The sequence below is a fragment of the Novosphingobium mathurense genome (genome assembly GCF_900168325.1).
GTDB lineage: Bacteria > Pseudomonadota > Alphaproteobacteria > Sphingomonadales > Sphingomonadaceae > Novosphingobium > Novosphingobium mathurense.
In genome coordinates this window covers 133,213-157,569 of record NZ_FVZE01000001.1, presented here as the reverse complement: position 1 = coordinate 157,569, position 24,357 = coordinate 133,213, and the positions used below count along the sequence as shown (strand labels likewise).

The 24,357-nt window shown below is 62.8% G+C and carries 24 protein-coding genes; 18 read left to right on the top strand and 6 right to left on the bottom strand.

Annotated features, from left to right (window positions below):
- Positions 1–10: 10 nt before the first annotated feature.
- The gene (locus B5483_RS00815; protein WP_079729191.1) at positions 11–1,777 is read left to right on the top strand and encodes a putative bifunctional diguanylate cyclase/phosphodiesterase; all 1,767 of its coding nucleotides are present in this window, start codon (positions 11–13) and stop codon (positions 1,775–1,777) included.
- 117 nt (positions 1,778–1,894) lie between these two features.
- Here the strand turns inward: B5483_RS00815 and B5483_RS00810 are convergent, their stop codons facing one another.
- Positions 1,895–2,734 carry a PhzF family phenazine biosynthesis protein gene (locus tag B5483_RS00810; protein WP_079729190.1) on the bottom strand — a complete coding sequence of 280 codons (840 nt, stop codon included), beginning with the start codon at positions 2,732–2,734 and terminating at the stop codon, positions 1,895–1,897.
- 156 nt (positions 2,735–2,890) lie between these two features.
- Between B5483_RS00810 and B5483_RS00805 the strand changes: the two genes are divergently transcribed.
- The 5 genes from B5483_RS00805 (at position 2,891) to B5483_RS23075 (ending at position 7,642) form a co-directional block, all read left to right on the top strand.
- Positions 2,891–3,274, top strand: a complete 384-nt coding sequence (locus tag B5483_RS00805; protein ID WP_054946705.1) for a glycine zipper 2TM domain-containing protein — start codon at positions 2,891–2,893, stop codon at positions 3,272–3,274.
- Between the two features lie 183 nt (positions 3,275–3,457).
- Entirely contained in the window at positions 3,458–4,213 is a 756-nt protein-coding gene (locus B5483_RS00800; RefSeq protein WP_054946704.1) for an SDR family oxidoreductase, read from the top strand.
- 187 nt (positions 4,214–4,400) lie between these two features.
- Positions 4,401–5,663 (top strand): SAM-dependent methyltransferase, encoded by a 1,263-nt coding sequence (locus tag B5483_RS00795; protein ID WP_079729189.1) that lies wholly within the window; start codon positions 4,401–4,403, stop codon positions 5,661–5,663.
- Positions 5,664–5,762: 99 nt separating this feature from the next.
- Positions 5,763–6,980, top strand: coding sequence for an argininosuccinate synthase (locus B5483_RS00790; protein WP_054946702.1), 1,218 nt, complete (start codon positions 5,763–5,765; stop codon positions 6,978–6,980).
- Between the two features lie 131 nt (positions 6,981–7,111).
- Positions 7,112–7,642, top strand: coding sequence for a septal ring lytic transglycosylase RlpA family protein (locus B5483_RS23075; protein ID WP_079729188.1), 531 nt, complete (start codon positions 7,112–7,114; stop codon positions 7,640–7,642).
- Here B5483_RS23075 and B5483_RS00780 read toward each other — a convergent pair.
- On the bottom strand, positions 7,563–8,789 hold the full coding sequence (locus B5483_RS00780) for a hypothetical protein (RefSeq protein WP_176167927.1): 1,227 nt from the start codon (positions 8,787–8,789) through the stop codon (positions 7,563–7,565). The two genes, B5483_RS23075 and B5483_RS00780, sit on opposite strands and share 80 nt — an antisense overlap.
- Before the next feature lie 190 nt (positions 8,790–8,979).
- Between B5483_RS00780 and B5483_RS23070 the strand changes: the two genes are divergently transcribed.
- Entirely contained in the window at positions 8,980–9,150 is a 171-nt protein-coding gene (locus B5483_RS23070; RefSeq protein WP_176167926.1) for a hypothetical protein, read from the top strand.
- A gap of 107 nt (positions 9,151–9,257) precedes the next feature.
- Here B5483_RS23070 and B5483_RS00775 read toward each other — a convergent pair whose 3' ends face one another.
- The 3 genes from B5483_RS00775 to uvrA all read right to left on the bottom strand — a co-directional run bounded on the left by B5483_RS00775 (position 9,258) and on the right by uvrA (position 13,673).
- Positions 9,258–10,124: a Kiwa anti-phage protein KwaB-like domain-containing protein gene (locus B5483_RS00775; RefSeq protein WP_079729186.1), complete on the bottom strand. Its 867-nt coding sequence runs from the start codon at positions 10,122–10,124 to the stop codon at positions 9,258–9,260.
- Positions 10,125–10,643, bottom strand: coding sequence for a hypothetical protein (locus B5483_RS23405; RefSeq protein WP_245828771.1), 519 nt, complete (start codon positions 10,641–10,643; stop codon positions 10,125–10,127).
- A gap of 135 nt (positions 10,644–10,778) precedes the next feature.
- The gene (gene uvrA, locus B5483_RS00765; protein ID WP_079729185.1) at positions 10,779–13,673 is read right to left on the bottom strand and encodes an excinuclease ABC subunit UvrA; all 2,895 of its coding nucleotides are present in this window, start codon (positions 13,671–13,673) and stop codon (positions 10,779–10,781) included.
- A 153-nt stretch (positions 13,674–13,826) separates the two neighbouring features.
- On the opposite strand from uvrA, the gene B5483_RS00760 reads away from it, so the two are divergent.
- The 8 genes from B5483_RS00760 (at position 13,827) to B5483_RS00735 (ending at position 20,680) form a co-directional block, all read left to right on the top strand.
- A complete protein-coding gene (locus B5483_RS00760; RefSeq protein WP_054946697.1) occupies positions 13,827–14,186 on the top strand; it encodes a hypothetical protein in 360 nt (119 codons plus the stop codon).
- Positions 14,187–14,567: 381 nt separating this feature from the next.
- The gene (locus B5483_RS00755; protein ID WP_079729184.1) at positions 14,568–15,065 is read left to right on the top strand and encodes a hypothetical protein; all 498 of its coding nucleotides are present in this window, start codon (positions 14,568–14,570) and stop codon (positions 15,063–15,065) included.
- A 121-nt stretch (positions 15,066–15,186) separates the two neighbouring features.
- Positions 15,187–15,390 carry a hypothetical protein gene (locus tag B5483_RS00750; protein WP_079729183.1) on the top strand — a complete coding sequence of 68 codons (204 nt, stop codon included), beginning with the start codon at positions 15,187–15,189 and terminating at the stop codon, positions 15,388–15,390.
- Positions 15,391–15,614: 224 nt separating this feature from the next.
- A complete protein-coding gene (locus tag B5483_RS22740; RefSeq protein ID WP_139383880.1) occupies positions 15,615–15,818 on the top strand; it encodes a hypothetical protein in 204 nt (67 codons plus the stop codon).
- Between the two features lie 322 nt (positions 15,819–16,140).
- Entirely contained in the window at positions 16,141–17,058 is a 918-nt protein-coding gene (locus B5483_RS22735; RefSeq protein ID WP_139383879.1) for a hypothetical protein, read from the top strand.
- A 642-nt stretch (positions 17,059–17,700) separates the two neighbouring features.
- Positions 17,701–18,078 carry a UrcA family protein gene (locus B5483_RS00745; RefSeq protein WP_079729182.1) on the top strand — a complete coding sequence of 126 codons (378 nt, stop codon included), beginning with the start codon at positions 17,701–17,703 and terminating at the stop codon, positions 18,076–18,078.
- A gap of 371 nt (positions 18,079–18,449) precedes the next feature.
- A complete protein-coding gene (locus B5483_RS00740) occupies positions 18,450–20,111 on the top strand; it encodes a M28 family metallopeptidase (RefSeq protein WP_079729181.1) in 1,662 nt (553 codons plus the stop codon).
- Positions 20,112–20,113: 2 nt separating this feature from the next.
- Positions 20,114–20,680: a septal ring lytic transglycosylase RlpA family protein gene (locus tag B5483_RS00735; protein ID WP_079729180.1), complete on the top strand. Its 567-nt coding sequence runs from the start codon at positions 20,114–20,116 to the stop codon at positions 20,678–20,680.
- A 10-nt stretch (positions 20,681–20,690) separates the two neighbouring features.
- Here B5483_RS00735 and B5483_RS00730 read toward each other — a convergent pair whose 3' ends face one another.
- The gene (locus tag B5483_RS00730) at positions 20,691–21,143 is read right to left on the bottom strand and encodes a globin domain-containing protein (RefSeq protein WP_054946820.1); all 453 of its coding nucleotides are present in this window, start codon (positions 21,141–21,143) and stop codon (positions 20,691–20,693) included.
- A gap of 91 nt (positions 21,144–21,234) precedes the next feature.
- Here B5483_RS00730 and B5483_RS00725 point away from each other — a divergent pair, with 91 nt between their 5' ends.
- The 3 genes from B5483_RS00725 (at position 21,235) to B5483_RS00720 (ending at position 24,314) form a co-directional block, all read left to right on the top strand.
- On the top strand, positions 21,235–21,663 hold the full coding sequence (locus tag B5483_RS00725) for an Rrf2 family transcriptional regulator (protein ID WP_079729179.1): 429 nt from the start codon (positions 21,235–21,237) through the stop codon (positions 21,661–21,663).
- A gap of 55 nt (positions 21,664–21,718) precedes the next feature.
- A complete protein-coding gene (locus tag B5483_RS23065; RefSeq protein ID WP_176167925.1) occupies positions 21,719–21,883 on the top strand; it encodes a hypothetical protein in 165 nt (54 codons plus the stop codon).
- A 256-nt stretch (positions 21,884–22,139) separates the two neighbouring features.
- A complete protein-coding gene (locus B5483_RS00720; RefSeq protein WP_079729178.1) occupies positions 22,140–24,314 on the top strand; it encodes a M3 family metallopeptidase in 2,175 nt (724 codons plus the stop codon).
- Positions 24,315–24,357: the final 43 nt, after the last annotated feature.

The window sequence follows — 24,357 nt, the reverse complement described above, 5'->3', positions numbered from 1 at the left end:
TCCCCCCACGATGAAAGGCTTTCCCAAGACCGGTAACGAGCTGTCCGCCCTGATCGTCGATGACGACGACGTCGATCGCGAGCGACTGATCCGCATGCTCAGGCGCTGCCCGCGCGACATATCGATTGTCGAAGCCGCATCGCATGCCGAAGCAATGACGCTGATCCGCATGCCGGCCAGCCACTTCGACATCGTCTTCCTCGATTTCGGCCTGCAGGACGGCGACGGACGCGATCTCATTCCCGCAATCCGCGACGAGATCGATCCCGATTGCCCGATTGTCGCCGTGACCGGCAACAGCAACGAACAGATCGCGGTGGATTCGATCAAGTCGGGCATGACCGAATTCCTCGCCAAGCGTCAGCTCTCGCAGGAGCAGGTCCTTGCCTCGATCGAGGAAGGGATTGCCTGGCGCAAGTATCGGCAGGAACTGCGCCGGGCAGAGGAGGAACTGACCCACCGCAGCCTGCACGATCCGCTGACGGACCTGCCCAACCGCACGCTGTTCTTCGACCGCCTCGGCCAGTGCTGCGCCCGGGCCCGACGCCACGGCGATGCCTTTGCCGTGCTCATGCTCGATCTCGACCGGTTCAAGGAGATCAACGACAGCCTTGGCCATGCCGCCGGCGACCTGACCCTGACCGTTATCGCCCAGCGCCTGCGCAGTCACTTGCGCGAGGTGGACACCGTGGCACGGCTTGGAGGTGACGAATTCGCCGTCATCCTGCAGGCCATCGATTCCACCGAACTGGCCCTGAAGATGGGCCAGAAGCTCACCGACCTGATCGAACAGCCGGTCGCCTGCGGCAATCGCATGCTCAACGTGGGCGGGTCGATCGGCATCGCCCTGTGCCCCGAGATGGGCACTGAACCGCAAACCCTTCTCTCGGCGGCCGACGATGCGATGTACCTCGCCAAGCGCGGCATCGACAAGGTCGTGATAGCCACCGACAGCCAGGCCCGTCCCGGCCCCTCGCTCGACCGCAAGGGCATGCTGGAGGAACTGGAAAGCGCCATGTCGCGCGACGCGGTCGACTGGCACTGGCAGCCCAAGATCGACTTGCGATCGGGCCGCGTCCTGGGCTTCGAAGTACTGGTGCGCTGGCGCCATCCAACCGGAGCGCCGGTGCCAGCCGACCAGCTGATCCACACCGTCGAGCAATCGCCCCTGCTCGAATCCTTCACCAACCATTGCCTCAACAAGGTGCTGCGCCAGTTCGCGCAGATACAGGACCGGATCGACAAAGCGTCCATCGCAGTCAACATATCGGCACGGATGCTCGAGAGGGCGAAATTCATCGATAGCCTGCCCGAGCTGATTGCCCGCCATGGAGTCGAACCACGGCGCGTAACCCTGGAGCTGACCGAGACCGCCCTGATCGCCAATCCCGCCCAAGCCCAACGCGTCATCGAAAGGTTGCGCAAAAACGGCATCGGCCTGTCCATCGACGATTTCGGTTCGGGCTTCACTTCCTTCGGCTACTTGCGCGAATTCGCCATCAGCGAGATCAAGATAGACCGTTCTTTCATCTCGCGCTTTACGGAAAGCCGGTTCGACCAGTCACTGGTCAACAGCCTTGTCGTGCTGTGCGAGAACCTCGGCATTTCGCTGGTGGCCGAAGGTGTAGAGACCCCCGAGACGCAGCAGTTGCTCACCACCCTGGGCTGCAACGCCGGGCAGGGTTACGGGATCTGCCGCCCCATGCCCTACGAGGATGTCCTGCCCTGGATGGCACAGCATACCGCAACATCGGCTCCGTGCTTGAACCGAGCCTGACAGACCCATCTCTGCAAGGTGACGCAGCCGCGCGAAGCAATCGCGTGGGATGGGCACCCCACAGGATTACCGTGCGGCCTTCAACCGCGCGCGATGCCTAGGTGGCAATCGCCCCGATCAGAACGTCAGCCTTGCGCCTTGTGCCACCGTTTCCACGCGCCCTGCTACCCAGACCGAGCCGTCCGTTTCCTGCGAGCAGTGGACATGACCGTCCGCACCGATCCTCTGCCCCTGTCCGGCAACGTATCTGCCGCTCGCCATGCCTTGCCCGAACAGGTACTGCGCCACTGCGGCATTGAGACTTCCCGTCACCGGGTCCTCCACCATCGCCCCGGTCGGATCGGCGAAGAAGGCGCGCACCTCGAATTGCTTGTCATGCCCCGGCCCCCAAGCGCCAAGCAGCCCGACATCGGTAGGCATCGGCGCACGCGGCACCGGGTTTGCGGCCACGACCTGTTCGGCTGACTTGAGATGCAGGAGCTTCCAGCCCGGTCCGTTGTCGGCATGGACGGCTGCAATAACCTGGTCTTCGTCCACACCGGTGAGGCGGATCGTTTCGGCCCGATCCTCATCCGACAACGGGCCGGAGCGCAAGAGGTCGGGTGCCCGAAATGCCAGTCGGTCGGCATCCTGCCGGACCTCGACAAGACCTATACCGCATTCCTGGATGATACGGCCCGCTTGTTTGGGCACACCCCCCGAAGTGAGCCAGGCATGTGCCGTCCCCAGTGTCGGATGCCCGGCGAAAGGCAGCTCACCTGCCGGGTAGAAGATGCGCACGCGGTAATCGGCGGCAGTGTCGGTCGGCGGCAGAATGAAAGTCGTTTCCGAATAACCCAGCCATCGCGTCAGCTTCAGCATCGACTCAGCGTCCAGATCCTCACCCCCGCGCACGACGGCGAGCGGATTGCCGCTCAGCGGTCCGGAACCGAAGACGTCGACGAGATCAATTTGCACCTTACGCACCTTTCATCATTGCAGTTCACTTCATCGCAGGATTACATCGGTCTGTCTCCAGTCCCGGCCATCCAACGAATTGTTCATCCAGCGTTGGGTTCAGGTGAACCAAAAAGCAATTCAAAGGTTCAAGACAGGCACTTGCAGGAGGACGCAATGTTCAAGAGATCCATTCTGGCTATCACGGCCGCCGCCCTGGCGATCCCGGCCGTACCGGCCGCCGCCGATCCGCCGCCATGGGCTCCCGCCCATGGCTATCGCGAAAAGGAACGCCACCACCGCATCTACGATTCGCGCGGTCGCTATTACGAACCGCGCCGGATCTCCCGACACGACCGCGTCTGGCGCGGGCGCGATGGCCGCTATTACTGCCGCCGCGACAATGGCACGACCGGCCTGATCATCGGTGCCGGCGTCGGCGCCCTTGCAGGGCATGAACTGGCTGGCAACGGCGACAAGACGCTCGGCGCGATCCTCGGCGGCGTTGCCGGTGGTCTGCTCGGCCGGACGATCGATCGCGGCGATCTCAAGTGCCGCTGATCTGAGCGACACTATCGGGCACAAACATGGGGCGTCCCGTCAAGTTCGACGGGGCGCCCTCTTTCATTTCTCCATCCACCTCAGATGCGAAAATTGCGAAAGACTGGAATTCCAGCGCTTTCCCCCGTCTGCCGCATATGCTCCAATAGGTCCGATGACACGGCACGATATGACCTACACAACATGACCATGCGACCGGCCATGATGGTGACAGGCGGCGCGAAGCGGATCGGCGCGGCCATTGCCCATGCCTTCGGAGCCGCTGGCTGGCACGTGGTGATCCACTACGGCCAGTCAACCGCTCAAGCCGAAGCGCTGGAAGCACAGCTGTCCTCGGCCGAAATCGTCAGTTGCGACCTGAGCGACGGACAGGCGGCTGTCGCCATGGTGGAAAGGCTTGCCGCGCGGCTGAAGGACTGGCGGGTCCTGATCAACTGCGCTGGCGTCTTCGACCTCGATACGGCCGAAGCCCTCGACGAGCACACTTTCGACAAGACGATGCAGATTAACGCCGGCACACCTGCCCTGCTAGCCCAGGCCTTTCTGCGCCATGCACAAGCCCGTGGCGGGCGGCGGCTGATCCATGTCACGGACCAGAAACTGCTCAATCCAAATCCGGATTTCTTCTCCTATACGATGAGCAAACACGCGCTGGCGGCGACCATTCCCATGCTTTCGATGGCCCGGACCCGCGCCGAGGATCGCATCTACGGCATTGCTCCCGGGGCGATCCTGGCCAGCCATGACCAGACGGAAGCCGAAACCGAAGTTTCGCATCGCATGAACCTACTGGGCCGTAAAACATCGCCTCAGGACATCGCCGATACCGCCCTGTTCCTCGCCGACGGATGGGTAGCCAGTGGGCAAACGGTGTACGTCGATTCCGGCCAGCATCTGCTCGCCCAAGAACGGGACGTCCTGTTCCTCGCCCGGCAATAAGCTCTGCATCCGTATATGCCTCTTGTCAGGCGCAGTCTTACAGCTACGCTGCCCGAATTAGACAAGAAACGGAAATAGCGGGAGAGGACCGCGCGGTTCGATCTTGCGATTATTTCAGGAACCAGTTTCCCTGTGGCAGGTTCGACCACCGTAGGGATATGAAATATCGGGCGGGATCAAAACCATAATGTCGAAAATGTTGCTTGAGCGCTTTCTCGGCAAGGCGGTCCGCAAGGGCACACTGGAAATCACCTATTCGGACGGCACCCGGACGCGCAAAGGCACGCCAGAGCCCGGTTATCCCGATGTCGCCGTGCGCTTCACCGATCCCACCGCCGAGCGCAAGATCATCCTCGACCCGCGACTGGGCGCTGCCGAAGCTTTCATGGACGGCCAGCTGTTGGTTGAGCGCGGCGACATCATGGAACTGGTCCAGCTCCTGCGCGCCAATCGCCCGTGGGATCGCGGCGGCAGTTTCGGCGAAGGATCGAGACTCAAGAAGATCGGAACGCGCGCGCTCACCGTAATCGACGGCATCAACAAGGCCGCCCGCGCCAAGGCCAACGTCGCCCACCACTACGACATCGGCAACGACCTCTACACGCTGTTCCTCGATCGGGACCACATGCAATACAGCTGCGCCTACTGGCCGAATGCGGACGGAAGCGGCAGCATGACGCTGGAACAGGCGCAGGAGGCCAAGCTCGCCCACATCGCCGCCAAGCTCGCCCTTGCTCCCGGCCAGCGGGTGCTGGACATTGGCTGCGGTTGGGGCGGCATGGCGATTTACCTGGCCAAGCATGCCGACGTGAATGTCCTTGGCATTACCTTGAGCGAGGAACAGCTTGCCCTCGCGCGCAAGCGGGCCGAAGCCGCAGGCGTGGCCGGCCGCACCCGCTTCGAACTCGTCGACTACCGCGATCTTGCCGCTCAGGGTGAAAAGTTCGACCGCATCGTCTCGGTCGGCATGTTCGAACACGTCGGGCAGGCGCAGTTCAATCGCTACTTCCGGGACTGCGCGAAGCTGCTCGTCGACGACGGCGTCATGCTGCTGCACACGATCGGGCGCATGGGCGGCCCGGGCTCCACCGACGCCTTCACCCGCAAGTACATCTTCCCGGGCGGTTACATCCCGGCGCTGAGCGAAACCGTCGCGGCCAGCGAACGCTATCGCCTGATCGCAGCCGACGTCGAGAACCTGCGCCTGCACTACGCACTGACCCTTCGCGAATGGTACAAGCGCTGCGTCGCCCACAAGGACGAGATCGTCGGCCTCTACGGAGAGCGCTTCCACCGCATGTGGATCTTCTACCTCGCCGGCGCGACTGCCGCGTTCGAGAGCGGGAGCATGTGCAACTACCAGATCCAGTACACCCGCAGCCGCCGCGCCCTGCCCCTCACCCGCGACTACATGGCCGCGCGCGAAAGGGACCTGCTTCGCGCCGAGTGATTGCGGGCGCTTTTTAACACTGGCATTGCGCCGGCCCGCCCCCGCTGTTAGGCGCGCGTCGCAATTCCAGCGTCGATTCCAGCGGAGCTCGCAAGCGTCATGTCCGATATCAAAAAGGTCGTCCTCGCCTATTCCGGTGGGCTTGATACCAGCGTCATCCTCAAGTGGCTGCAGGTCACCTACAACTGCGAGGTCGTGACGTTCACGGCCGACCTCGGCCAGGGCGAGGAGCTTGAACCCGCTCGCGCCAAGGCCAAGCTCATGGGCATTCCCGACGAGCACATCTACATCGACGACCTGCGCGAAGAGTTCGTGCGCGATTTCGTCTTCCCGATGTTCCGTGCCAATGCCCGCTACGAGGGCGACTACCTTCTCGGCACGTCGATTGCCCGTCCGCTGATTTCCAAGCGCCTCATCGAGATCGCCCACGAGACCGGCGCCGACGCCGTCGCCCACGGTGCGACCGGCAAGGGCAACGACCAGGTCCGCTTCGAGCTGTCGGCCTACGCGCTCGATCCGAACATCAAGGTCATCGCCCCGTGGCGCGAGTGGGAACTCACCTCGCGCACCGCGCTGATCGCCTGGGCCGAGGCGCACCAGATCCCGGTGCCCAAGGACAAGCGCGGCGAAAGCCCGTTCTCGACCGACGCCAACCTCCTGCACACCTCGTCGGAGGGCAAGGTGCTCGAGGATCCGTGGGAAGAGACCCCCGACTACGTCTACTCGCGCACCGTCAATCCCGAGGATGCGCCGGACCAGCCGGAATACATCACCATTGACTTCGAGAAGGGTGACGGCATCGCGCTCAACGGCGTGGCGATGAGCCCGGCCACCCTGCTCACCCAGCTCAACGAGCTGGGCCGCAAGCACGGCATCGGCCGCCTCGACCTCGTCGAGAACCGCTTCGTCGGCATGAAATCGCGCGGCATGTACGAGACCCCGGGCGGCACGATCTACGCCGCTGCCCACCGCGGGATCGAGCAGATCACGCTGGACCGCGGCGCCGCTCACCTCAAGGACGAGCTGATGCCGAAGTACGCGGAACTGCTGTACAACGGCTTCTGGTTCGCCCCGGAGCGCGAGATGCTGCAGGCCGCGATCGACCACAGCCAGTTGCGCGTCAACGGCACCGTCCGGCTCAAGCTCTACAAGGGCATGGCCTCGGTCGTCGGCCGCAAGTCGCCCGATTCGCTGTACTCCGAACGCCACGTCACGTTCGAGGACGATGCGGGCGCCTACGACCAGAAGGACGCCGCCGGATTCATCAAGCTCAACGCCCTGCGCCTGCGGTTGCTGGCCCAGCGCGACGCTTCCTGAATCCTCTCAAACGGTTAACACATTCCGGCGGCCCGTTGCCAAAGCGCGACGGGCCGCTTTTGCATGAGTCCCCTTTTCGCGCTGCGGCATGTAGGAGTCCCGTCACCTGAAACGGGACGGAGTGGGAAATCTTGTCAGTTCGACCGGGCAACCGGAAAGCCAGCCTGCTTGTCGCCCTTGCGGCACTGGTCACGCTTCCGCTTGCAGGCCCCATCCACGCCGCCGACGTTGCCGTGCCCGAGCTGGCCCCGCAGCAGCAGGCCGCACCGGCGCTGACCGCGCCCGCCGCTTCCACCGTCACCATCGCCGACATCGCCCCGGCCACCCCCGGGATCGACGCCGCCGAGATCGAAGCGCCCGAGTTCGACCCGATCGGTTCGGGCATGGCAAGCTACTACGGCAACCAGTTCGCCGGCAGCCGCACCGCCAGCGGCGACCTGTTCGACCCGCGGGCGCTCACCGCCGCGCACCGCACCCTGCCCTTCGGCAGCAAGGTGCGCGTGACCAACGAAGCGACCGGCGATTCGGTCATCGTCACCATCAACGACCGCGGACCGTTCCACGGCAACCGCGTGATCGACCTCAGCCGCGCCGCCGCGGACGAGATCGGCCTGACCCGCGCCGGCAAGGGCCGCGTGGAACTGGCGCTGCTCGCCGACTGAGCCTGGACAGGCCCGGCCCAAGCGGGTCCGGCGCCTGAGCGGCCACGGCCCCAAAGCCGAAATCCCATAAAGCGTGAGTGCAAGCGGCCGCATCCCGTGCGGCCGTACCGGACCGTTGCGCGCCCCGCCCTGCGGCGACCTGCGAACCTGCCATCGGCCCCGGCCCGCAAAAAGTCGGCCAGCGCGGTGGTGGGAGGGGGGTGGGAGCATCACCGCGCCGGCCTTCACTTGCGATAACCACAGGCCCGGCGATCCGTTCCCGGCGCCAGCCGATTTTTCGAAACAGGCCGGAAGGCCCGCCCGGTTTACACGGTTTACACGGTCCAGGGGGACAGGCCGCCGGACCGTCGAGCGACTTGTACTCCAGCGGCAGGCCATCGCCCCCGCCCGCGGCGGGACCGGCCGGTTCCCCGGCCAGATCCTCGGGCAATTCGTCCAGCCCCGGACCGATCCAGCCGTCCCAGGCGACCACGCAGTGCCCGTCGCGCGCGTCCGCTGCGCGATCCTGCCGCGCCTGCCGCAACACTTCGTCGACATGATCGCAGGCGCGGGCCTGCCATGCATCCCAGTCCGCCCCGGCCCCTTCCGGGTCAGCGGGCGCATAATCGACGTAGTCGCGGCGCGAGAGCGGCAGGAACGGGTCGGGCGCGCCCTCTTCCGGCAAGGGATCGAGCGCCGGGTCCAAGGAGGGCTGGAAAAAGTCCTCGTCCGGCGCCGCGCCCGAGAGCAGCGCCAGCACTTCATCGAAGCGCCCGGCCTGCTCGCTCACGTGGTGCTGCTCGGCCAGCCGGTCGAGCCGCGCAAGGTGCGCCAGCAGCAGGCGGGAATCGTAGCGCCGCCGCCGCCCGACCAGCTCTCCGCGAAACCAGACCGCCTCGTCCACCCCGTCGATCGCGCGGGTCGCCAGCACTTCCTCGGCATGGGCGCGCGCGAGCAGCAGCGCGGCGGACCAGCCTTGCGCAAAGACCGCATCGCGCCGCCGCAGGAGATAGGCGGAGGTCCGGCTCATCCCCACTTGCGCACAGGCCGCGCGCACATCGCCCCGGTCGGCAAGGTGGTGGAGGAAGGCAACCTTGCGCGCATCGCTCCAGCCATTGTGGGGCACGCCATCCCCCTCCCGCTTGGCGGAGGCGTCAGCGGTGGGCATTTCATCCCCCTGCCCGTCCCGTTCCCCCTGCCCGCAGCCCCGGGCCTGCCCGAAGGACGAGGCCGCCGACGGCGAGGCCGCCCCGCCGCCGCAATCCCGGTCGAAATGCTCAGGGCAAGCGGAACCGGGCCAATCGTCGGACGGCAGGCCGATATCGCGCGAAGCCGGTATCCACCCTCGCCCGAAGCGCGTGGGCGGCGCAGTGTCGCCTGCCATTGCCGCAGAGGGACCGGATGACGGGCCGGAACCCGGAGCCGCGCCATGCGGCGCGCCGGGCGTGGCTGGGCTGGAACTGTCGGACATGGTTCACCCCCTCGAACTGGAGCATCAGGACCGGCGCGAATGGCCCGCGCCGGGGTGAACCGGGGTATTTATGGCATATGGGGGTGTGTAGGAAAGCACCAAAAATAGAACTATTTGGATGCCAACACGCTGTAGAAAACTACTTTGATACCAAAGAAGTCGGCATCAAATCGCTCTCTTGGAGTTCGCCATAAATCGCTGATTTATAAGTGGAGCTTGGTAGACGCCGTGATCAAGAAACCTTAGCAATATCTTCAATTGCGCCTTGTCATGTGGAAATATAATCTTCCCGTTGTCGAATACTACATTCAGTCCAATGCCTTGAGCACTGGAGTTTATGGTCTCAACATCAACAACGCTGAGTATGCCAGAGGACGACACTGCGGAAATTAGCTTCCTTGTAGTCTGATTTGTGATTTCCTTGAAAGCTTCGATATCGTCAATGTGCACACATTCCAATGCAGCAAAATCTTCAATCTGACTGTCCGAAGCTTCAACATAACTATCCAAAAGGTCAAAAACTCTTTTTACGAAATTGAAGTTCTTGAATTTCACCAAGCCGCCCTCAATAATCGCGTCCACCCGGGATCCAATTGAGAAAGCAGGATTACTCAGCCTCGTGAATGTATCACCATCAAATACAAGACTAAATGCCTTCCTCGACAGCTGCTGAGTAGAAGAAAAGTACTGCACCAAAAGTCTAGATGCGTTGTCGGTCGGCGAAAATATTAAAGCTCTAATGCCCTGAGAATTGAACTCTTCTGGATCAATTGCTTGCATTGCAAGAGCACCACCCCCAACGGCGGCACAAATTGTATTAACTTGTTCATTTGTCGGTATTGTCAGTATCTCATCGTCATCAGCCTTCCAATCATGAGTGAACGACACCTCTTCGTCCACCCCATCACGGAACGCAGCCTCATAGGCTACAAACAAGCCAGCTAACTGATTTTGCACTTCATGCGTAAGCTGCACACGAAAAACGTCGGTAGATGCCCGGTCACCAACTAGCGCAAACAAATTATTTGGCATTCACCGCCTCTTGAACTCAATTAAGACATATTCAGTCAATTGCCGAACCTTAACCGGACCAAGCGCAGTACGCAGCTCACGTCTAGTTAACATTACGTAAGTTATGCCTTCTTTGGTGCTAATCTTGTAAGCATGCCACCCCATGATGCCCAAGAGAGGGCTAAAGTGATAGTTGTATCCAGTAGCAACGACTAATCCAAATATCACGACAACCGGCAAGAAAATTGACCAATTTAAGTCACCAACATTATCGGCAAATAGTGGAGAGACGTACAACAAAAGGAACGCGATATTCTCTCTATCAGCCGCTTCAGCTCCAGTAATCTCTACATCAACCTCTTCTAGGCTTGATTGAGCCCTTGCAATGAGTTGAATACAGATAAGAACTAGTAAAACACCTCCAATTGCTAGCAATTTTGCAAGAGCACGATCCCTATCCCAAGTAGCCCAAGAATAGGTAAACATAACGGGGGCTAATGCGGTCAGCGTCAGAAGAATACGCGCAGGAAAACCAAACATAATAACCCACTCCGCAAGCACATCAGTGCCTCACAACCGAATAATACAAAAATTAACTTATCTTATATTTCGGCTTAAATAGTCGAGTGAAAGTTTATTCATGCAGCCATGAACCGTCGACGCATTTCACGGTGTTCACCCCAACAACGGCTTCAAATAATGCCCCGTGAACGAGCGCTTGTTCTTCACCACCTGCTCCGGCGTGCCTTCCGCCACGATCTCACCGCCGCGCACGCCGCCTTCGGGGCCGAGGTCGATGATCCAGTCGGCGGTCTTGATGACGTCGAGGTTGTGTTCGATCACCACTACCGAATTGCCCTGGTCGACGAGGCGGTGGAGCACTTCGAGCAGCTTGCGCACGTCCTCGAAATGCAGGCCGGTGGTCGGCTCGTCGAGGATGTAGAGCGTCTGCCCGGTGGAGCGGCGAGCCAGTTCCTTGGCCAGCTTCACGCGCTGCGCCTCGCCGCCCGACAGCGTCGTCGCCTGCTGGCCAACCTTGACGTAGCCCAGCCCCACTTCGTTGAGCATGTGCATCTTGTCGCGGATCGGGGGCACGGCCTTGAAGAACTCTTCCGCGTCCTCGATCGTCATGTCGAGCACGTCGGCGATCGAGTGGCCCTTGAACTTCACTTCCAGCGTTTCGCGGTTGTAGCGCTTGCCGTGGCATTCCTCGCACGTCACGTAAACGTCGGGCAGGAAGTGCATCTCGATCTTGATCAGGCCGTCGCCCTGGCACGCCTCGCAGCGGCCGCCCTTGACGTTGAAGCTGAAGCGCCCGGGCTTGTAGCCGCGCGCCTCAGACTCCGGCAGGCCGGCGAACCAGTCGCGGATCTGGGTGAAGGCGCCGGTGTAGGTCGCCGGGTTGCTTCGCGGGGTGCGGCCGATCGGGGACTGGTCGATCTCGATCACCTTGTCGCACATCTCCAGCCCGGTCACCCGGTCGTGCGGACCGGCGATCATGCGCGCGCCGTTCAGCGTGCGCGCGGCGGCGGCGTGGAGGGTGTCGAGCGTGAGGCTGGACTTGCCCGAGCCGGAAACCCCGGTGACGCAGCAGAAGGTGCCGAGCGGGAACTTCGCCGTCACGCCGGTGAGGTTGTTGGCCCGCGCGTTCTCCACCGTGACGAAGTGACCGTTGCCCTTGCGGCGGGTCTGCGGCACCTCGATCCGGCGCGCGCCGGTGAGGTACTGGGCAGTAAGGCTCTGCTTGTTCCTGAGCACCTGCTTGAGCGTGCCTTCGGCCACCACCTCGCCGCCATGGACGCCCGCGCCGGGGCCGAGGTCCACCACGTGGTCGGCAGCGCGGATCGCGTCCTCGTCATGCTCGACGACGATGACCGTGTTGCCAAGGTCGCGCAGGCGCTTGAGGGTTTCCAGCAGGCGGTCGTTGTCGCGCTGGTGCAGGCCGATGCTCGGCTCGTCCAGCACGTAGAGCACGCCCGAGAGGCCCGAGCCGATCTGGCTGGCGAGGCGGATGCGCTGGCTCTCGCCGCCCGAGAGCGTGCCCGAGGTGCGGTCGAGGTTGAGGTAGTCGAGCCCGACGTTGTTGAGGAAGCCGAGGCGCTCGTTGATCTCCTTGAGGATGGCGCGGGCGATCTGCTGCTGCTGGTCGGTGAGCTTGCCTTCCAGCGCGCCGAACCACGCGAAGGCGTCGGCCACCGAAAGCCGCGCGGCATCGGCGATGTCGCTTTCGGCAATGCGCACGGACAGCGCCTCGGGCTTGAGGCGCTTGCCGTCGCAGGTTTCGCACGGCTGCGCGGTCTGGAACTTGGCCAGTTCCTCGCGCATCCAGGCGCTGTCGGTCTGGATCATGCGGCGGTTGAGGTTGCCGATGACGCCCTCGAACGGCTTGTTGACGGTGTATTCCTTGCGCCCGTCCTTGAAGGTGAGCGGAACCGGCGCGCCCGCGGTGCCGTAAAGGACGACGATCTTCACCTCGTCGGGCAGGTCCTGCCAGGGCGTGGTGAGGTCGAACCCGAAGTGCGCGGCAAGGCTGGAGAGCACCTGCATGTAGTAGGGGCTGGGCGGGTTGGACTTGGCCCAGGGGACGATCGCCCCCTGCTTGAGCGTCAGGTTCTCGTTCGGGACGACGAGCTGCGGGTCGAACAGCAGCTTTTCGCCCAGGCCGTCGCAGGCCGGGCACGCGCCCTGCGGGGCGTTGAAGCTGAACAGGCGCGGCTCGATCTCCTCGATGGTGAAGCCGCTGACCGGGCAGGCGAACTTCTCGGAAAAGACGATGCGGTTGGGCGGCAGGCCCGCACCCTTGAGGTTGCGCCCCTGCGCTTCCTCTTCCTCGCGACCCGGGACGTTGCCGTCCGCAAGGTCGACGTAGGCCAGCCCGTCGGCCAGCTTGAGCGCCTGTTCGAAGCTGTCGGCAAGGCGCGTCTGGATGCCGTCCTTCACCGCGATGCGGTCGACCACCACCTCGATGTCGTGCTTGTACTTCTTGTCGAGCGCGGGGGCGTCCTCGATCGCGTACATCTCGCCGTCGATGCGCACGCGGGTGTAGCCGGCCTTCTGCCACTCGGCCAGTTCCTTGCGGTATTCGCCCTTGCGGCCGCGCACGACGGGGGCGAGCAGGTAGAGGCGCGTGCCTTCCGGCAGGGCCATGACCCTGTCGACCATGTTGGACACCGTCTGCGCCTCGATCGGCAGGCCGGTGGCGGGCGAATAGGGAATGCCCACGCGCGCCCACAGCAGGCGCATGTAGTCCCAGATCTCCGTCACCGTCGCCACCGTGGAGCGCGGGTTGCGGCTGGTGGTCTTCTGCTCGATCGAGATCGCGGGAGACAGCCCGTCGATATGCTCGACGTCGGGCTTCTGCATCATCTCGAGGAACTGGCGCGCATAGGCGCTCAGGCTCTCGACGTAGCGGCGCTGGCCCTCGGCATAGATCGTGTCGAACGCCAGGCTCGACTTGCCCGAGCCCGACAGGCCGGTGATGACGATCAGCTTCTCACGCGGGAGCGCGATGTCGAAGCCCTTGAGGTTATGCTCGCGCGCACCGCGCACGGTAATGTGGGAGAGACTCATGGGGAGCGTGTGTTCCAGATTTGTTCGCGTCGATCAAGCGGCGGAGTGGCTTGCCCGCAAGATGGGTTGCAAACGGTTTATCGCAATGGCTTTGCATCGCCGCCGCCGAATTGGCAAATAGCGCGCAGGGTTCAGGTGAGGGTCTAAAAGATCATGCAGCGTTTTGGTTTCCTGTGCGCAGCGGCGCTGGCCGTGGCGACGATGTCCGGTCCGGTGCATGCGGACGATCCTTACGAGAAGATGACGCCCGAGGAACTCGCCCGCGACAAGGCGACGATCCGCCGCCTCAACCGCGAACAGCTCGACTACGTTCGCAAGCGTGACGCGCAATACGCCAAGGGCTGGCGCGCCTATGACGACGCCCGCCGCTCGTCCGGCTACAGCGACCGCCGCTACGAACAGCAGATGCGCGACTACGAGGCCGACCGCCGCGACTACGACCGGGCGATGGCCGACTGGCGCGAAGACGTCGCCGCCTGCCGCGCCGGCTACTATTCACGCTGCCGCCGCTGAGGCGCCGGGGCAGACTGCCCCCTCCCCATCCGGACCGATCCTGACGCGGCCCACCCGCTGCGCCAAGGGCCCGCGCCCTCGATGATACTTGCGCCCGGCGTTCAAGGCCGGAGCGATGGCTGGCGGTTTGCTTGCGCCGTGGCAACGCCAGCATTCAGAGCATGTTGTATAAGTATTTGGCGGCAAGGAACGCAGGGACTTCCTGCCACCACGCTTGGAGAGGCAAGGCGTCGACTAGGGGCCGGTAGAGGAATGTCGCTTTACGGCTTCGGACCCAAGGATAGCCGCCGTTCTCAAGCCACCTCTATTGCGGATGCTTTCATCACATGCGACGAGAAGGGGCCTGCGGTTTCAGGGGAATGCTCATGTTCGCAATAGCGCTTGGACTACTCGCTCAATCAGCAATTGGCGCCTCGCTGGTCCAAGATGGTGGCGTTTGCGTTGGCCTTTCATGGGTTAAACTTGCGAGCCGTGAGCAACCATCTGTCGATTACGGACCTGACTTCAACGTATATAGGTTTCATGGCCCAAATGGCGACGACGACCGTTGGTGGGGCGTCTACAGCGGCCGTTACGCCAACGTGGAACCGAACGGCCCCATATTACTTCGGCGAGACGGTGTTACTGTTCGACGAGCTTTCCGCGATGGAAAATTCCAAGGCTATCTTGCAGAGAAAGATGGCCAACAGAACCATTTTTTCGGATCCATATTCGATGGCTCTGCATCAGACATGGTATTTTTCGAACGCGTCGATTTCGGAAAAATGGTGCATTTATTATGCGCACCACATGACTCATAACGACGCTCTCAAAAGCAGTCGTGCGGCTTCCCAGATAGTCAACGCGATCGCCGAAGGTCGTGAACGGGCGCCTGGCTGACCTGCGGCCCTCGGAGGCTGGGCGCGAAGCGGCCCCCAGACCGTCGAAAAATTGGCCTGAGACCGGCCCAGCGCCATACGCCGACGTTGCGGACATGCGAGAAATAGGTCAGCCTTCAGCCATGCCGACCGTTGAAGTGTATGAAAAAGATGAGATGAAGCCGCTCTTTGTGGGCGATTTCGCATTCCTCCCTCGCCATGGAGAATATGTTTCAAAGGAGATGGGTGGCTATTTCCGCTACTACAAAGTGGTTGAGGTTTGGCATCGCGAGGGAGGTGAGACTGGCATTTTTCAAGCGTGCGTTCGTGTGGAAATTGATAACTAAGCAATGGCAGCTCCCCCGACCTTGCCGTCACCTTGGCGAGCATGGCAAGCAGCAGGATCGGTCAACCGTTCACGGGAAGGGCAGAGTTTCAAGATTTTAACCGGGAATCTGCCGATCCGGAGCCGCCAACATTGCGGTCGTTGATCCGGCCTACTGCCTTCCATGCAAAATGTTCGTGAGAAGATCGGCAGGTTCGCGGGTGGGCCAGAGCTAGGAAAGTCGGAGTGACAAGAGCAGATATTTTTGGCGGCGCGCTTTTCCTATTGGCGTCATTGTTCGTCATTCAAAGTCTATGGAACGGGCGCATTGCGACGCATTGGCCCGATCCCGGAATCGACAAAGCGGATGAAACTGGCATGTTTTGGTTCGCAGTGTCGTTGGGCTTCTTTACTGCTTTTTCTGGCTTGCTCTTAGTCCTGCTAGGCTGAGCCAACTTTGTCCGCTTACCACCCATCTTGGCCGCTGACCGATCATGTCGGGACGGGGCACCGGACGGTCTGCTCGTTGGCGCGTCGGATCGAGCGTGGAACGACCGACAAGGGCGCTTAGCCGCCATTCGCGCGATGACGGCTATGATGCAGGTTCCAGATCAAAATTCCGAAAAGGCGCCGCCCATCAGTGCGACTATTCGTTCACCGGAGCGGAGATTTCCAAATTTTAATCCGCTTGCATTGTCGTCAATAGTTCACTGTCGGTCTAGCCAATTATGCCCGTGTTTTGCGGAGTATAAATTTTGTTGGGGGAGACGCTGTGAACATTTCGAGAAAATCACTCAACCTTTCATGCCTTCTCTTGGGTCTTTCAGGTTGTGGTGGAGAAGAAAATAGTGGTTCGGTAAGCTCTCCTACACCCACTGCGTCTCCCACAGAAATTCCAAGCCCGATACCGACCTCGACGCCTGAGGTGACTGAAGAGTTCGCATTCACAGAACCGTTTTCACTGCAAACCAGTCTTGGATATTCGGCAACGATTTTCGAAGGAAATGGGACATCAGTTATTGAAGGAGCAGCGCTCTTTGCAGGCGATGATCTCGCTTACCTAACACTCCGTCTCGATCCCGACGCTATCACCTACGCTTTTCCGGGAATTATTTCTAAAACGTATACTAATGATACGCTGCAAACTGGTCCGATCTGGCATATCTACGGCGACACTGAAGACCGGCTGATTATTGAGCATGATGCGAAGTCTGCCATTCTCGTGACTCGCCTCACAAAATCAGAGAGTTCCTATTTTGGGCAGATCGGAGAGCGAATTGTCTATCGGCAAGCCATTTTTGGGCATGACGAGCCATTTGATCTGCCGACTAGGGACTTCTCCGGTTACGAAGGGCGAGCATATGGTTATTTCGAAGCGGAGAATCTAGCCGATAAGCAGGTTATTGGGACGTGTAATTTTCATTATACACCCTCTGATAATAGGATATCTGGATCTGCCAGTTTTGAATCGCAAACTGTGCAAATAGCATCTATGAGTTTCGTGGGTTCTCCAGATCGCGAAAACAAAACATTCTCTGGAAATGTTACTGATGCATCCTATGGCTACAGTGGCACTTTTTACGGTCGTTTCTTCAGTCCAAACTCATCAGCAGGTTTTGTATTTGAGGTGCGCAATGCATCTGATGAAAAGGTGATTGGGCATTGTCTGGGATCGCTTAAAGGTGTGTGATTGTTTGCAACGGGCACGCCAGCTCCTGTTTCTTTCCGCTGGTGGAAGGGGGCTTGCGGGTTGAAAAGGCGCGTAGCCGCCATTCGCGCGATGACGGCTATGATGCAGGTTCCAGGTCGCAATTCCGAAAAGGCACCGCTTGGCTGAACGAACGTGCGCCGCTCGCGTCGCTACCGCGCAGGCGGGAATCCAGCTTGACGCAGCGGCTCGAAACCAGTGCGCGCCCCATCCAACCTGCTGGCACAGACTGCCTTTCCCCTCGCTGCGATTTCCCGGTTTACACGCAAGCGGCCTGCCGCACGCAGGAGGCAAGCGAACAAACAAGCGAGTCGCGCCCTTCCCCGCCCGCCCGAATGCGCGTAAAGATTTCGCCGGACACCAAGAAGACGAGTCGAATTTTACAAACACCGGTAATCCCAAGTAATTTTATTGCCGACCAGTCCTTCAATACGGGGGTGAGTCGAGGGGTTCAGAATTCTGTAAATGATTACAGCGCCGTAGTGATCGCTTCACGCGGCGCGCACGTCTTGTCGGGCAATTTGCCTTAGCATCGCGTTTCCGGGTCGCCTGGAACTCCCCGCGCCGCAGGTCGCAAGACCTGACGGTTCTTGCCCTGCGCTACACAGAGTCAGGAGATGAACCATGAAGAGGATCCATGCCGCCGCCCTTGCCGTAATCGCGTTCGCCATCGCCACCCCGTCACTCGCCGAGGTCGTCGTGAAGGACACGAGCTGGTCCAAGCTGCCTTATCGCGAAGTGCGCTTCAACGACCTCAACCTCGATACCCCGCAGGGCATCGACCGGCTGAACATGCGCATCACCTCTGCGGTGAAGACGGTCTGCGGCCAACCCGATGCCCGCATCCCGCGTGAGGTAGCCGTGACCCGCACCTGCCGCAGCGAGTCGCTGGAACGCGCCTTTGCGGATCGCGATTCCATCATGGCCGCGCGCCTGGCCGCCAGGGACGATCCGAGCCGTCTGGCCGCGCTCACCACCTCCATTTCCATCGCCGCCCGTTGAGGACCGGGCGCTGATCGAGGCCCCGCCCCGATTGTCCTGGGCGGGCGCCTGATCCGGAAGCAGGGAACGCAGCAAGGTTCCCTGCCTTCGGACCTGCAGCCGGGGCCGCGGGCTTCGGCTCCACGCAATTCCGCTCTCCCCCGCCGCAGGGATGCCCCCTGCGGCAATCCCCCCGCGCGATCATGAGGCGCGATCAACTCGGGCCGGTCGCGGGGCGTTGCCCCTCGCGCGCTCCCGGTCGGCCCGCTTTGCCCGGCCCGCTTTGCCCGGCCCGCTTTGCCCGGCCCGCTTTGCCCGGTCGGCTTTACCCGGCCCGCTTTGCCTTGGGGGGGCGGCTTGCCTCATGGGGCGGCCAACCTAAGATGGGGGGCATGAGAAAACTTCCCCCCGTTCTCGCCGCAGCCGCACTGGCTGCCAGTTCCCACCCTGCCCTCGCCAAAGTCTCGGTCGATGCCGACCGCATCGCGACCGACGTGAAGACGCTCGCCTCCGATACCTTCGAAGGCCGCGCGCCCGGCACCGCGGGCGAGGACCGCACGATTGGCTACCTGATCGCGCGGTTCCAGGACCTCGGCCTGCAGCCCGCCGGACCCGACGGGCGCTGGGTCCAGACCGTCCCGCTGCTCCACACCAAGCTGGAAAAGGCGCGCACCTTGGCCTTTGCCGGCCCCAAGGGCGCGATGCCGGTGGAGCAGGCCAGGGACCTCTACATCTCGACCGTGCGCCCCGACGATGCGGCCACGATCGAGGACGCGCCCGTCGTCTTCGTCGGCTATGGCGTGGATGCGCCCGAACGCGGCTGGGACGACTTCAAGGGCGTGGACCTGAAGGGCAAGTTGGCCGTCTTCCTCGTCAACGACCCCGACTTCGCGGCGAAGAAAGGCGAGCCGGCGGCAGGCAGGTTCGGCGGCCGAACGATGACCTACTACGGACGCTGGACCTACAAGTTCGAGGAAGCCGCGCGGCAGGGCGCGGTGGGCGCGCTGATCGTGCACGAAACGCAAGCCGCGGGCTATGGCTGGAACGTCGTCGTCAGTCCGGGCGGCGAGAACTACGACATCGTGCGCAGGCCCGAAGACCTGACGAGCCTGGCCCTGCAGGGCTGGATTTCCGGCGATGCGGCCAAGCGCCTGTTCGCCGACGCCGGGCTGGACCTTGCCAGACTATCGGCGGCGGCGCGGCGGCCCGATTTCCGTCCGGTGCCGCTCAAAGGCGTGACTTTCGCTGCCGACGTGCCGGTAACTCACGAGCAGATCGCCAGCCATAACGTCCTCGCGCGCATCCCGGGCACGACCCGCGCCGACGAGGTGGTGATGTTCGGCGCGCACTGGGACGCCTACGGCAAGGGCGAACCCGACGCGCAGGGGCGCATCTACCGCGCCGGGGCGAACGACGATGCACTGGGCATCGCCGCGATGTTCGAGATCGCCCGCGCCATGAAGGCCGAACCCGCACCGCAGCGCAGCGTCGTCTTCGCGGCGTGGACGGCGGAGGAGCGCGGGCTGCTCGGCTCCGAGTTCTATGCCGCCAACCCGGTCTATCCGATGGAAAAGACAGTCGCGAACCTTGCCATCGACATCCTGCAGACGGCGGGCGCGGCGAACGACGTCGTGCTGGTGGGCAAGGGCCAGGACACGCTGGAAGACGACATGGCGCGCATCGCGGCAACGCAGGGGCGCACGGTGACGCAGGAAAGCCTGCCCGAGCGCGGCCTGTTCTACCGCGCCGACCACTTCTCCTTCGCCAAGCGCGGGGTGCCGGTGATGCTGCTGATGGGCATTGCCGGGGCGGCCGACCTCAAGCAGGGCGGCACCGCTGCGGGTCAGGCGTGGATCGATGCCTATACCGGCAACTGCTATCACCAGGCCTGCGATGCATGGTCGAGCGACTGGAACCTCGACGGGGCGGTGCAGGACATCGACCTGATCGGCACCATCGGCGAGGAACTGGCGAACTCGGGCAAGTGGCCGCAGTGGAAGCCCGGCTCCGAGTTCAGGGCGATCCGTGAGAAGAGCGAAGGCGTGCGGCAGTAGCCATGCGCCTGCGGCTCCCGATCGGCACGCTGCTGGTCCTTGCACTCTCGGCCTGCGGTGGCGGGGTGAAGTTCCGCCCCGTCAGCGACACGCCGGTGCGCATCGGCCCGCCCTACAAGGTCCGCGGCGTGACTTATACGCCCGCCGCGGATCCGCGCTACGACATGCTCGGCTATGCGACGTGGTACGGCAACGAGTCCGGCAACCAGACCGCCAACGGCGAGCGTTTCCGGCCCGACTGGGTCACCGGCGCGCACAAGACGCTGCCGCTGCCCAGCTATGTCGAGGTGACCTCACTCGATACCGGGCAGCGCATTCTCGTGCGGGTGAACGATCGCGGTCCCTTTGGCGAGAGCGCGCGGATCATCGACCTTTCGCGCGGAGCGGCCGAGCTGCTCGGCGTGCGCGCCAAGGGCAAGGCGGCTGTGCGGGTGCGGGTGGTCGAGCCGAACGAACGCGACCGCGCGGCCCTGCGCGAAGGCAAGGCCGCGCGCAAGCTGCCGCCGATCCCGGAGCGCACGCTTGCCGACCTGCAGGCCCAGTTCGCCCGCGGGGTCGGCTCGCGCTGAAGCGCCGGACTTATTCGGCGGCTTCAAGCTCGGCGTAGGCTTCGGCTTCCTTGCCGATCAAGATGTCGGCGAGAAACCAGTAAGCCTCGCCCCAGGCGGCCAGCACTTCGTCGCTGGCGGCATCGCCCAGCACGTCGCGGATCGCCGGGAGCAGCGCATCGGCGACGTAGGGGTAGTGCTCGGCCTTCACCCCGGTTTCGACATGGCGCTGGACCATGCGCTGCACCGGCGCGGTGAGGTTCTGCAGCTTGTCCACGTTCTGCGCATAGGCCAGGATCGCGGCGGCGAGGCGGCGCGGCTGCTCGCCCGAGACCTGCGCGGCCTGGTCGAACATGGCCTTCACTTCCTCGTTCACGAACAGGCGTTCGTACATGCGGGTGGTAATCGCCACGCCATGCTGCTGCAGCACGGGTGCGGTGGCCTTGACGATGGCGATGGTCTGTTCGGAAAGCGGTGCTGCCATGACGAATCCCCTAAAAGATGCAAACTGGATGCATCTATACAGCGCCGCCAAAAGATGTAAATAGAAAGCATCATTTTATCGGAGACCCGCCTTGCGCCTGACCGCGCACACCGACTACGCCTTGCGCATCCTGCTCCACGCCGCGCTGACGCAGGCCCAGGATCCCAAGGCCCTGCTTTCGATCGCGGATGTGGCCTATGCCCACGCGATCTCGCGCAATCATGCGATGAAAGTGGTCAATGCGCTGGGCAATGCGGGCCTTCTGGAGACCGTGCGCGGACGCAGCGGCGGCTTTCGCCTTGGCAAGCCAGCCGAAGACATCCGCCTCGGCGATGTCGTGCGGCTCACCGAACCGAACCTGCAGCCTGCCGACTGCGGATCGTGCGTCATGCAGCGCCACTGCGGCCTGATCTCGCCGCTCGACCGGGCGGTCCATGCCTTCCTTGCCGAACTGGACAAGCAGACGCTGGCTGAAGCCGCAGTGGAATCACGCCTGCCGGCCAGGGCCGCGCCCGCCTGACGGGAACCAATCGCACCCTGCGCGCGTTCTCCTCAATGCGAGAGGAGAAAACGAAATGGACGCAACCAAGATCGGACCGGAGATCCCGTATCGCCGCAAGAGCGACCCGCGCAGGACCGGCTCGCTGATTTTCGATCGCGAGCGCGACGACCATGTGCGCGACAACGAAGGCGGCGAAGAAATGAAAGTCTGGTCCGGCGGGCACTTCAAGAAGAATTGACGCCCGGACCGACCGCCCCCTGCGCAGTTTCCGCCGACGCAACAAATGTGCGTCTGGCGCAGGGGGCGCACAGTCTTTGAAACACCGCCCACCCGACTTGCGCAACCCTTGCACGAACGGCTCTCAAGGACTTGCAAAGCCATGGTTTCTGCGGTTCAAACCGCGGCCATGACCGAAACGGCATCCCCCCGCGCCGCCTCTGTTTGCCGCGCGTTCCCCCCGGTCCGGGGATGCCGGCACCCAGGAGAGTTGTTCCATGAAAATCCGGCTGATGACAGCCACCGCCCCGCTCGTTCTCGGGGCGATGCTGATGAGTGGCTGCACGACCGTGTCCGCCGCCACTGACGCCCCGAAGGCCGCGGCCGGCGATGCGGCAACGACCTATGCCGGGCCTTTCGCCAAGCCGTCCACCCTGCCCTTCCACGCCCCCGACTTCGCATCGATCGGGGACAGCGACTACCAGCCCGCCATCGAGGCCGGGATCGCGGCGAAGCGCGCCGAGATCGCGGCCATCGCCGACAACCCGGCCGCGCCCGATTTCGACAACACCATCGTCGCGCTGGAAAAGGCAGGCAGCCTGCTGACCCGCGTGCGCAACGTGTTCGACCAGCTCGTTTCGGCCAATACCAACGACACGCTCGACGCAGTCGATACCGCGATGTCGCCCAAGCTCGCCGCGCTCGATGATGACATGTACCTCAACGAAAAGCTCTTCGCCCGGGTCAAGTCAGTGCATGACAGCGCGCAAGGCAAGGCGCTGACCGGCGAGGACGCGATGCTGCTGGCAACGACTTATGCCGACTTCGTCCACGAAGGCGCGCTGCTGGCCCCTGCGCAAAAGGCGCAGCTCAAGCAGATGAATCTGCGCCTCGCCTCGCTGGAAACCGAGTTTTCGCAGAAGCTGACCGCAGGCACCGCCGCCGCCGACCCCGTATTCGACAGCGCCGCGCAGCTTGACGGCATGCCCGAAGCCGCGATCGCCGCGGCTGCAAAACATGCCGAGGACAAGGGCCTGAAGGGCAAGTACGCCATCGCCCTGCTCAACTTCACCCAGCACCCGGCACTGTCGCAGCTCAAGAACCGCGCCAGCCGCAAGACGCTGTTCGAGGCGAGCGTGAACCGCACCTCCAGCGGCGGCGAGTACGATACCACCGGCATCGTCTCCGAACTCGCCACCCTGCGCGCGAAGAAGGCAGCGCTGCTCGGCAAGCCCGACTTCGCCAGCTGGCAGATGTACGACCGCATGGTGACCAGCCCGGCCAAGGCGATGAGCTTCATGCAGAGCTTCGTGCCCGCCCTGTCCGCCGCGCAGACCCGCGAAGCGAAGGAACTGCAGGACTTTGCGAAGGCGCATGGTGACGACATCGCCCTGCAACCGTGGGACTGGGGCTATTACGCCGAGCAGGTGCGCCGTGCGAAGTACGATCTCGACGATGCGCAGATCAAGCCGTACTTCGAGGTCTGGCGGGTGCTGGAAGACGGCGTGTTCCATGCCGCCACCAAGACTTACGGCATCACCTTCAAGCGCCGCACCGACCTTCCGGTCTATCATCCGACGATGCGCACGTACGAAGTCTACGACAAGGACGGCAGCGAGCTGGCCCTGTTCTACTTCGATCCCTTCGCCCGGCCCAACAAGCAGGGCGGCGCGTGGATGGGCAACTTCGTCGAGCAGTCGTACCTCACGGGCGACAAGCCGGTGATCTTCAACACGCTCAACATCGTGCCCCCGGCCGAGGGCCAGCCGGCGCTCGCCACCTGGGACAACGTGACGACGATGTTCCACGAATTCGGCCATGCCCTGCACGGCATGTTCGCCAGCCAGAAGTACCCCTCGCTTGCGGGCAGCAATACCGCGCGCGACTTCGTGGAGTTCCCCAGCCAGTTCAACGAAAATTTCGCCACGGTTCCCGAAGTGCTCAACCACTACGCGAAGCACTACCGGACCGGCGCGGCGATCCCGCCCGAGCTGATCGGGAAGATCGAGGCGGCCTCAAGGTTCAATCAGGGCCTCGGCCTTGGCGAAACGCTGGAGGCGGCGATGCTCGACATGGACTGGCACCGCCTCACTCCCGAGCAGGCCGGCCAGCCGCCGATGGCTTTCGAGGGCAAGGCCCTCGCCGAGATGGGCCTGCGCACCGACCTCATCCCGCCGCGCTACCGCACGCCCTACTTCCGGCACATCTGGAGCAACGGCTATTCGGCGGGCTACTACGCCTACATCTGGACCGAAATGCTCGCGCATGACGGCTGGGACTGGGTGGAAAAGCACGGCGGCATGACCCGCGCCAATGGCGACCACATCCGCGCCAGCTTCCTGGGTCAGGGCCACAGCAAGGACTACGCGGTAATGTACCGCGACTTTACCGGATACGATCCGGAAGTGGAACCGATGCTCGAAGCCCGCGGGCTGGTTTCGAAGGGCCGGTAAGGCTCGCTGCGCTTTCCTCCCTGTCCTTCGCGGCGGGGAGGAG

Coding starts and splice junctions, on each gene's coding strand:
- B5483_RS00815 (WP_079729191.1), top strand. CDS start 11: ATGAAAGGCTTTCCCAAGACCGGTAACGAGCTGTCCGCCCTGATCGTC.
- B5483_RS00805 (WP_054946705.1), top strand. CDS start 2,891: ATGTTCAAGAGATCCATTCTGGCTATCACGGCCGCCGCCCTGGCGATC.
- B5483_RS00800 (WP_054946704.1), top strand. CDS start 3,458: ATGACCATGCGACCGGCCATGATGGTGACAGGCGGCGCGAAGCGGATC.
- B5483_RS00795 (WP_079729189.1), top strand. CDS start 4,401: ATGTCGAAAATGTTGCTTGAGCGCTTTCTCGGCAAGGCGGTCCGCAAG.
- B5483_RS00790 (WP_054946702.1), top strand. CDS start 5,763: ATGTCCGATATCAAAAAGGTCGTCCTCGCCTATTCCGGTGGGCTTGAT.
- B5483_RS00780 (WP_176167927.1), bottom strand. CDS start 8,789: ATGCCCACCGCTGACGCCTCCGCCAAGCGGGAGGGGGATGGCGTGCCC.
- B5483_RS00775 (WP_079729186.1), bottom strand. CDS start 10,124: ATGCCAAATAATTTGTTTGCGCTAGTTGGTGACCGGGCATCTACCGAC.
- B5483_RS23405 (WP_245828771.1), bottom strand. CDS start 10,643: ATGTTTGGTTTTCCTGCGCGTATTCTTCTGACGCTGACCGCATTAGCC.
- uvrA (WP_079729185.1), bottom strand. CDS start 13,673: ATGAGTCTCTCCCACATTACCGTGCGCGGTGCGCGCGAGCATAACCTC.
- B5483_RS00760 (WP_054946697.1), top strand. CDS start 13,827: ATGCAGCGTTTTGGTTTCCTGTGCGCAGCGGCGCTGGCCGTGGCGACG.
- B5483_RS00750 (WP_079729183.1), top strand. CDS start 15,187: ATGCCGACCGTTGAAGTGTATGAAAAAGATGAGATGAAGCCGCTCTTT.
- B5483_RS00745 (WP_079729182.1), top strand. CDS start 17,701: ATGAAGAGGATCCATGCCGCCGCCCTTGCCGTAATCGCGTTCGCCATC.
- B5483_RS00740 (WP_079729181.1), top strand. CDS start 18,450: ATGAGAAAACTTCCCCCCGTTCTCGCCGCAGCCGCACTGGCTGCCAGT.
- B5483_RS00735 (WP_079729180.1), top strand. CDS start 20,114: ATGCGCCTGCGGCTCCCGATCGGCACGCTGCTGGTCCTTGCACTCTCG.
- B5483_RS00730 (WP_054946820.1), bottom strand. CDS start 21,143: ATGGCAGCACCGCTTTCCGAACAGACCATCGCCATCGTCAAGGCCACC.
- B5483_RS23065 (WP_176167925.1), top strand. CDS start 21,719: ATGGACGCAACCAAGATCGGACCGGAGATCCCGTATCGCCGCAAGAGC.
- B5483_RS00720 (WP_079729178.1), top strand. CDS start 22,140: ATGAAAATCCGGCTGATGACAGCCACCGCCCCGCTCGTTCTCGGGGCG.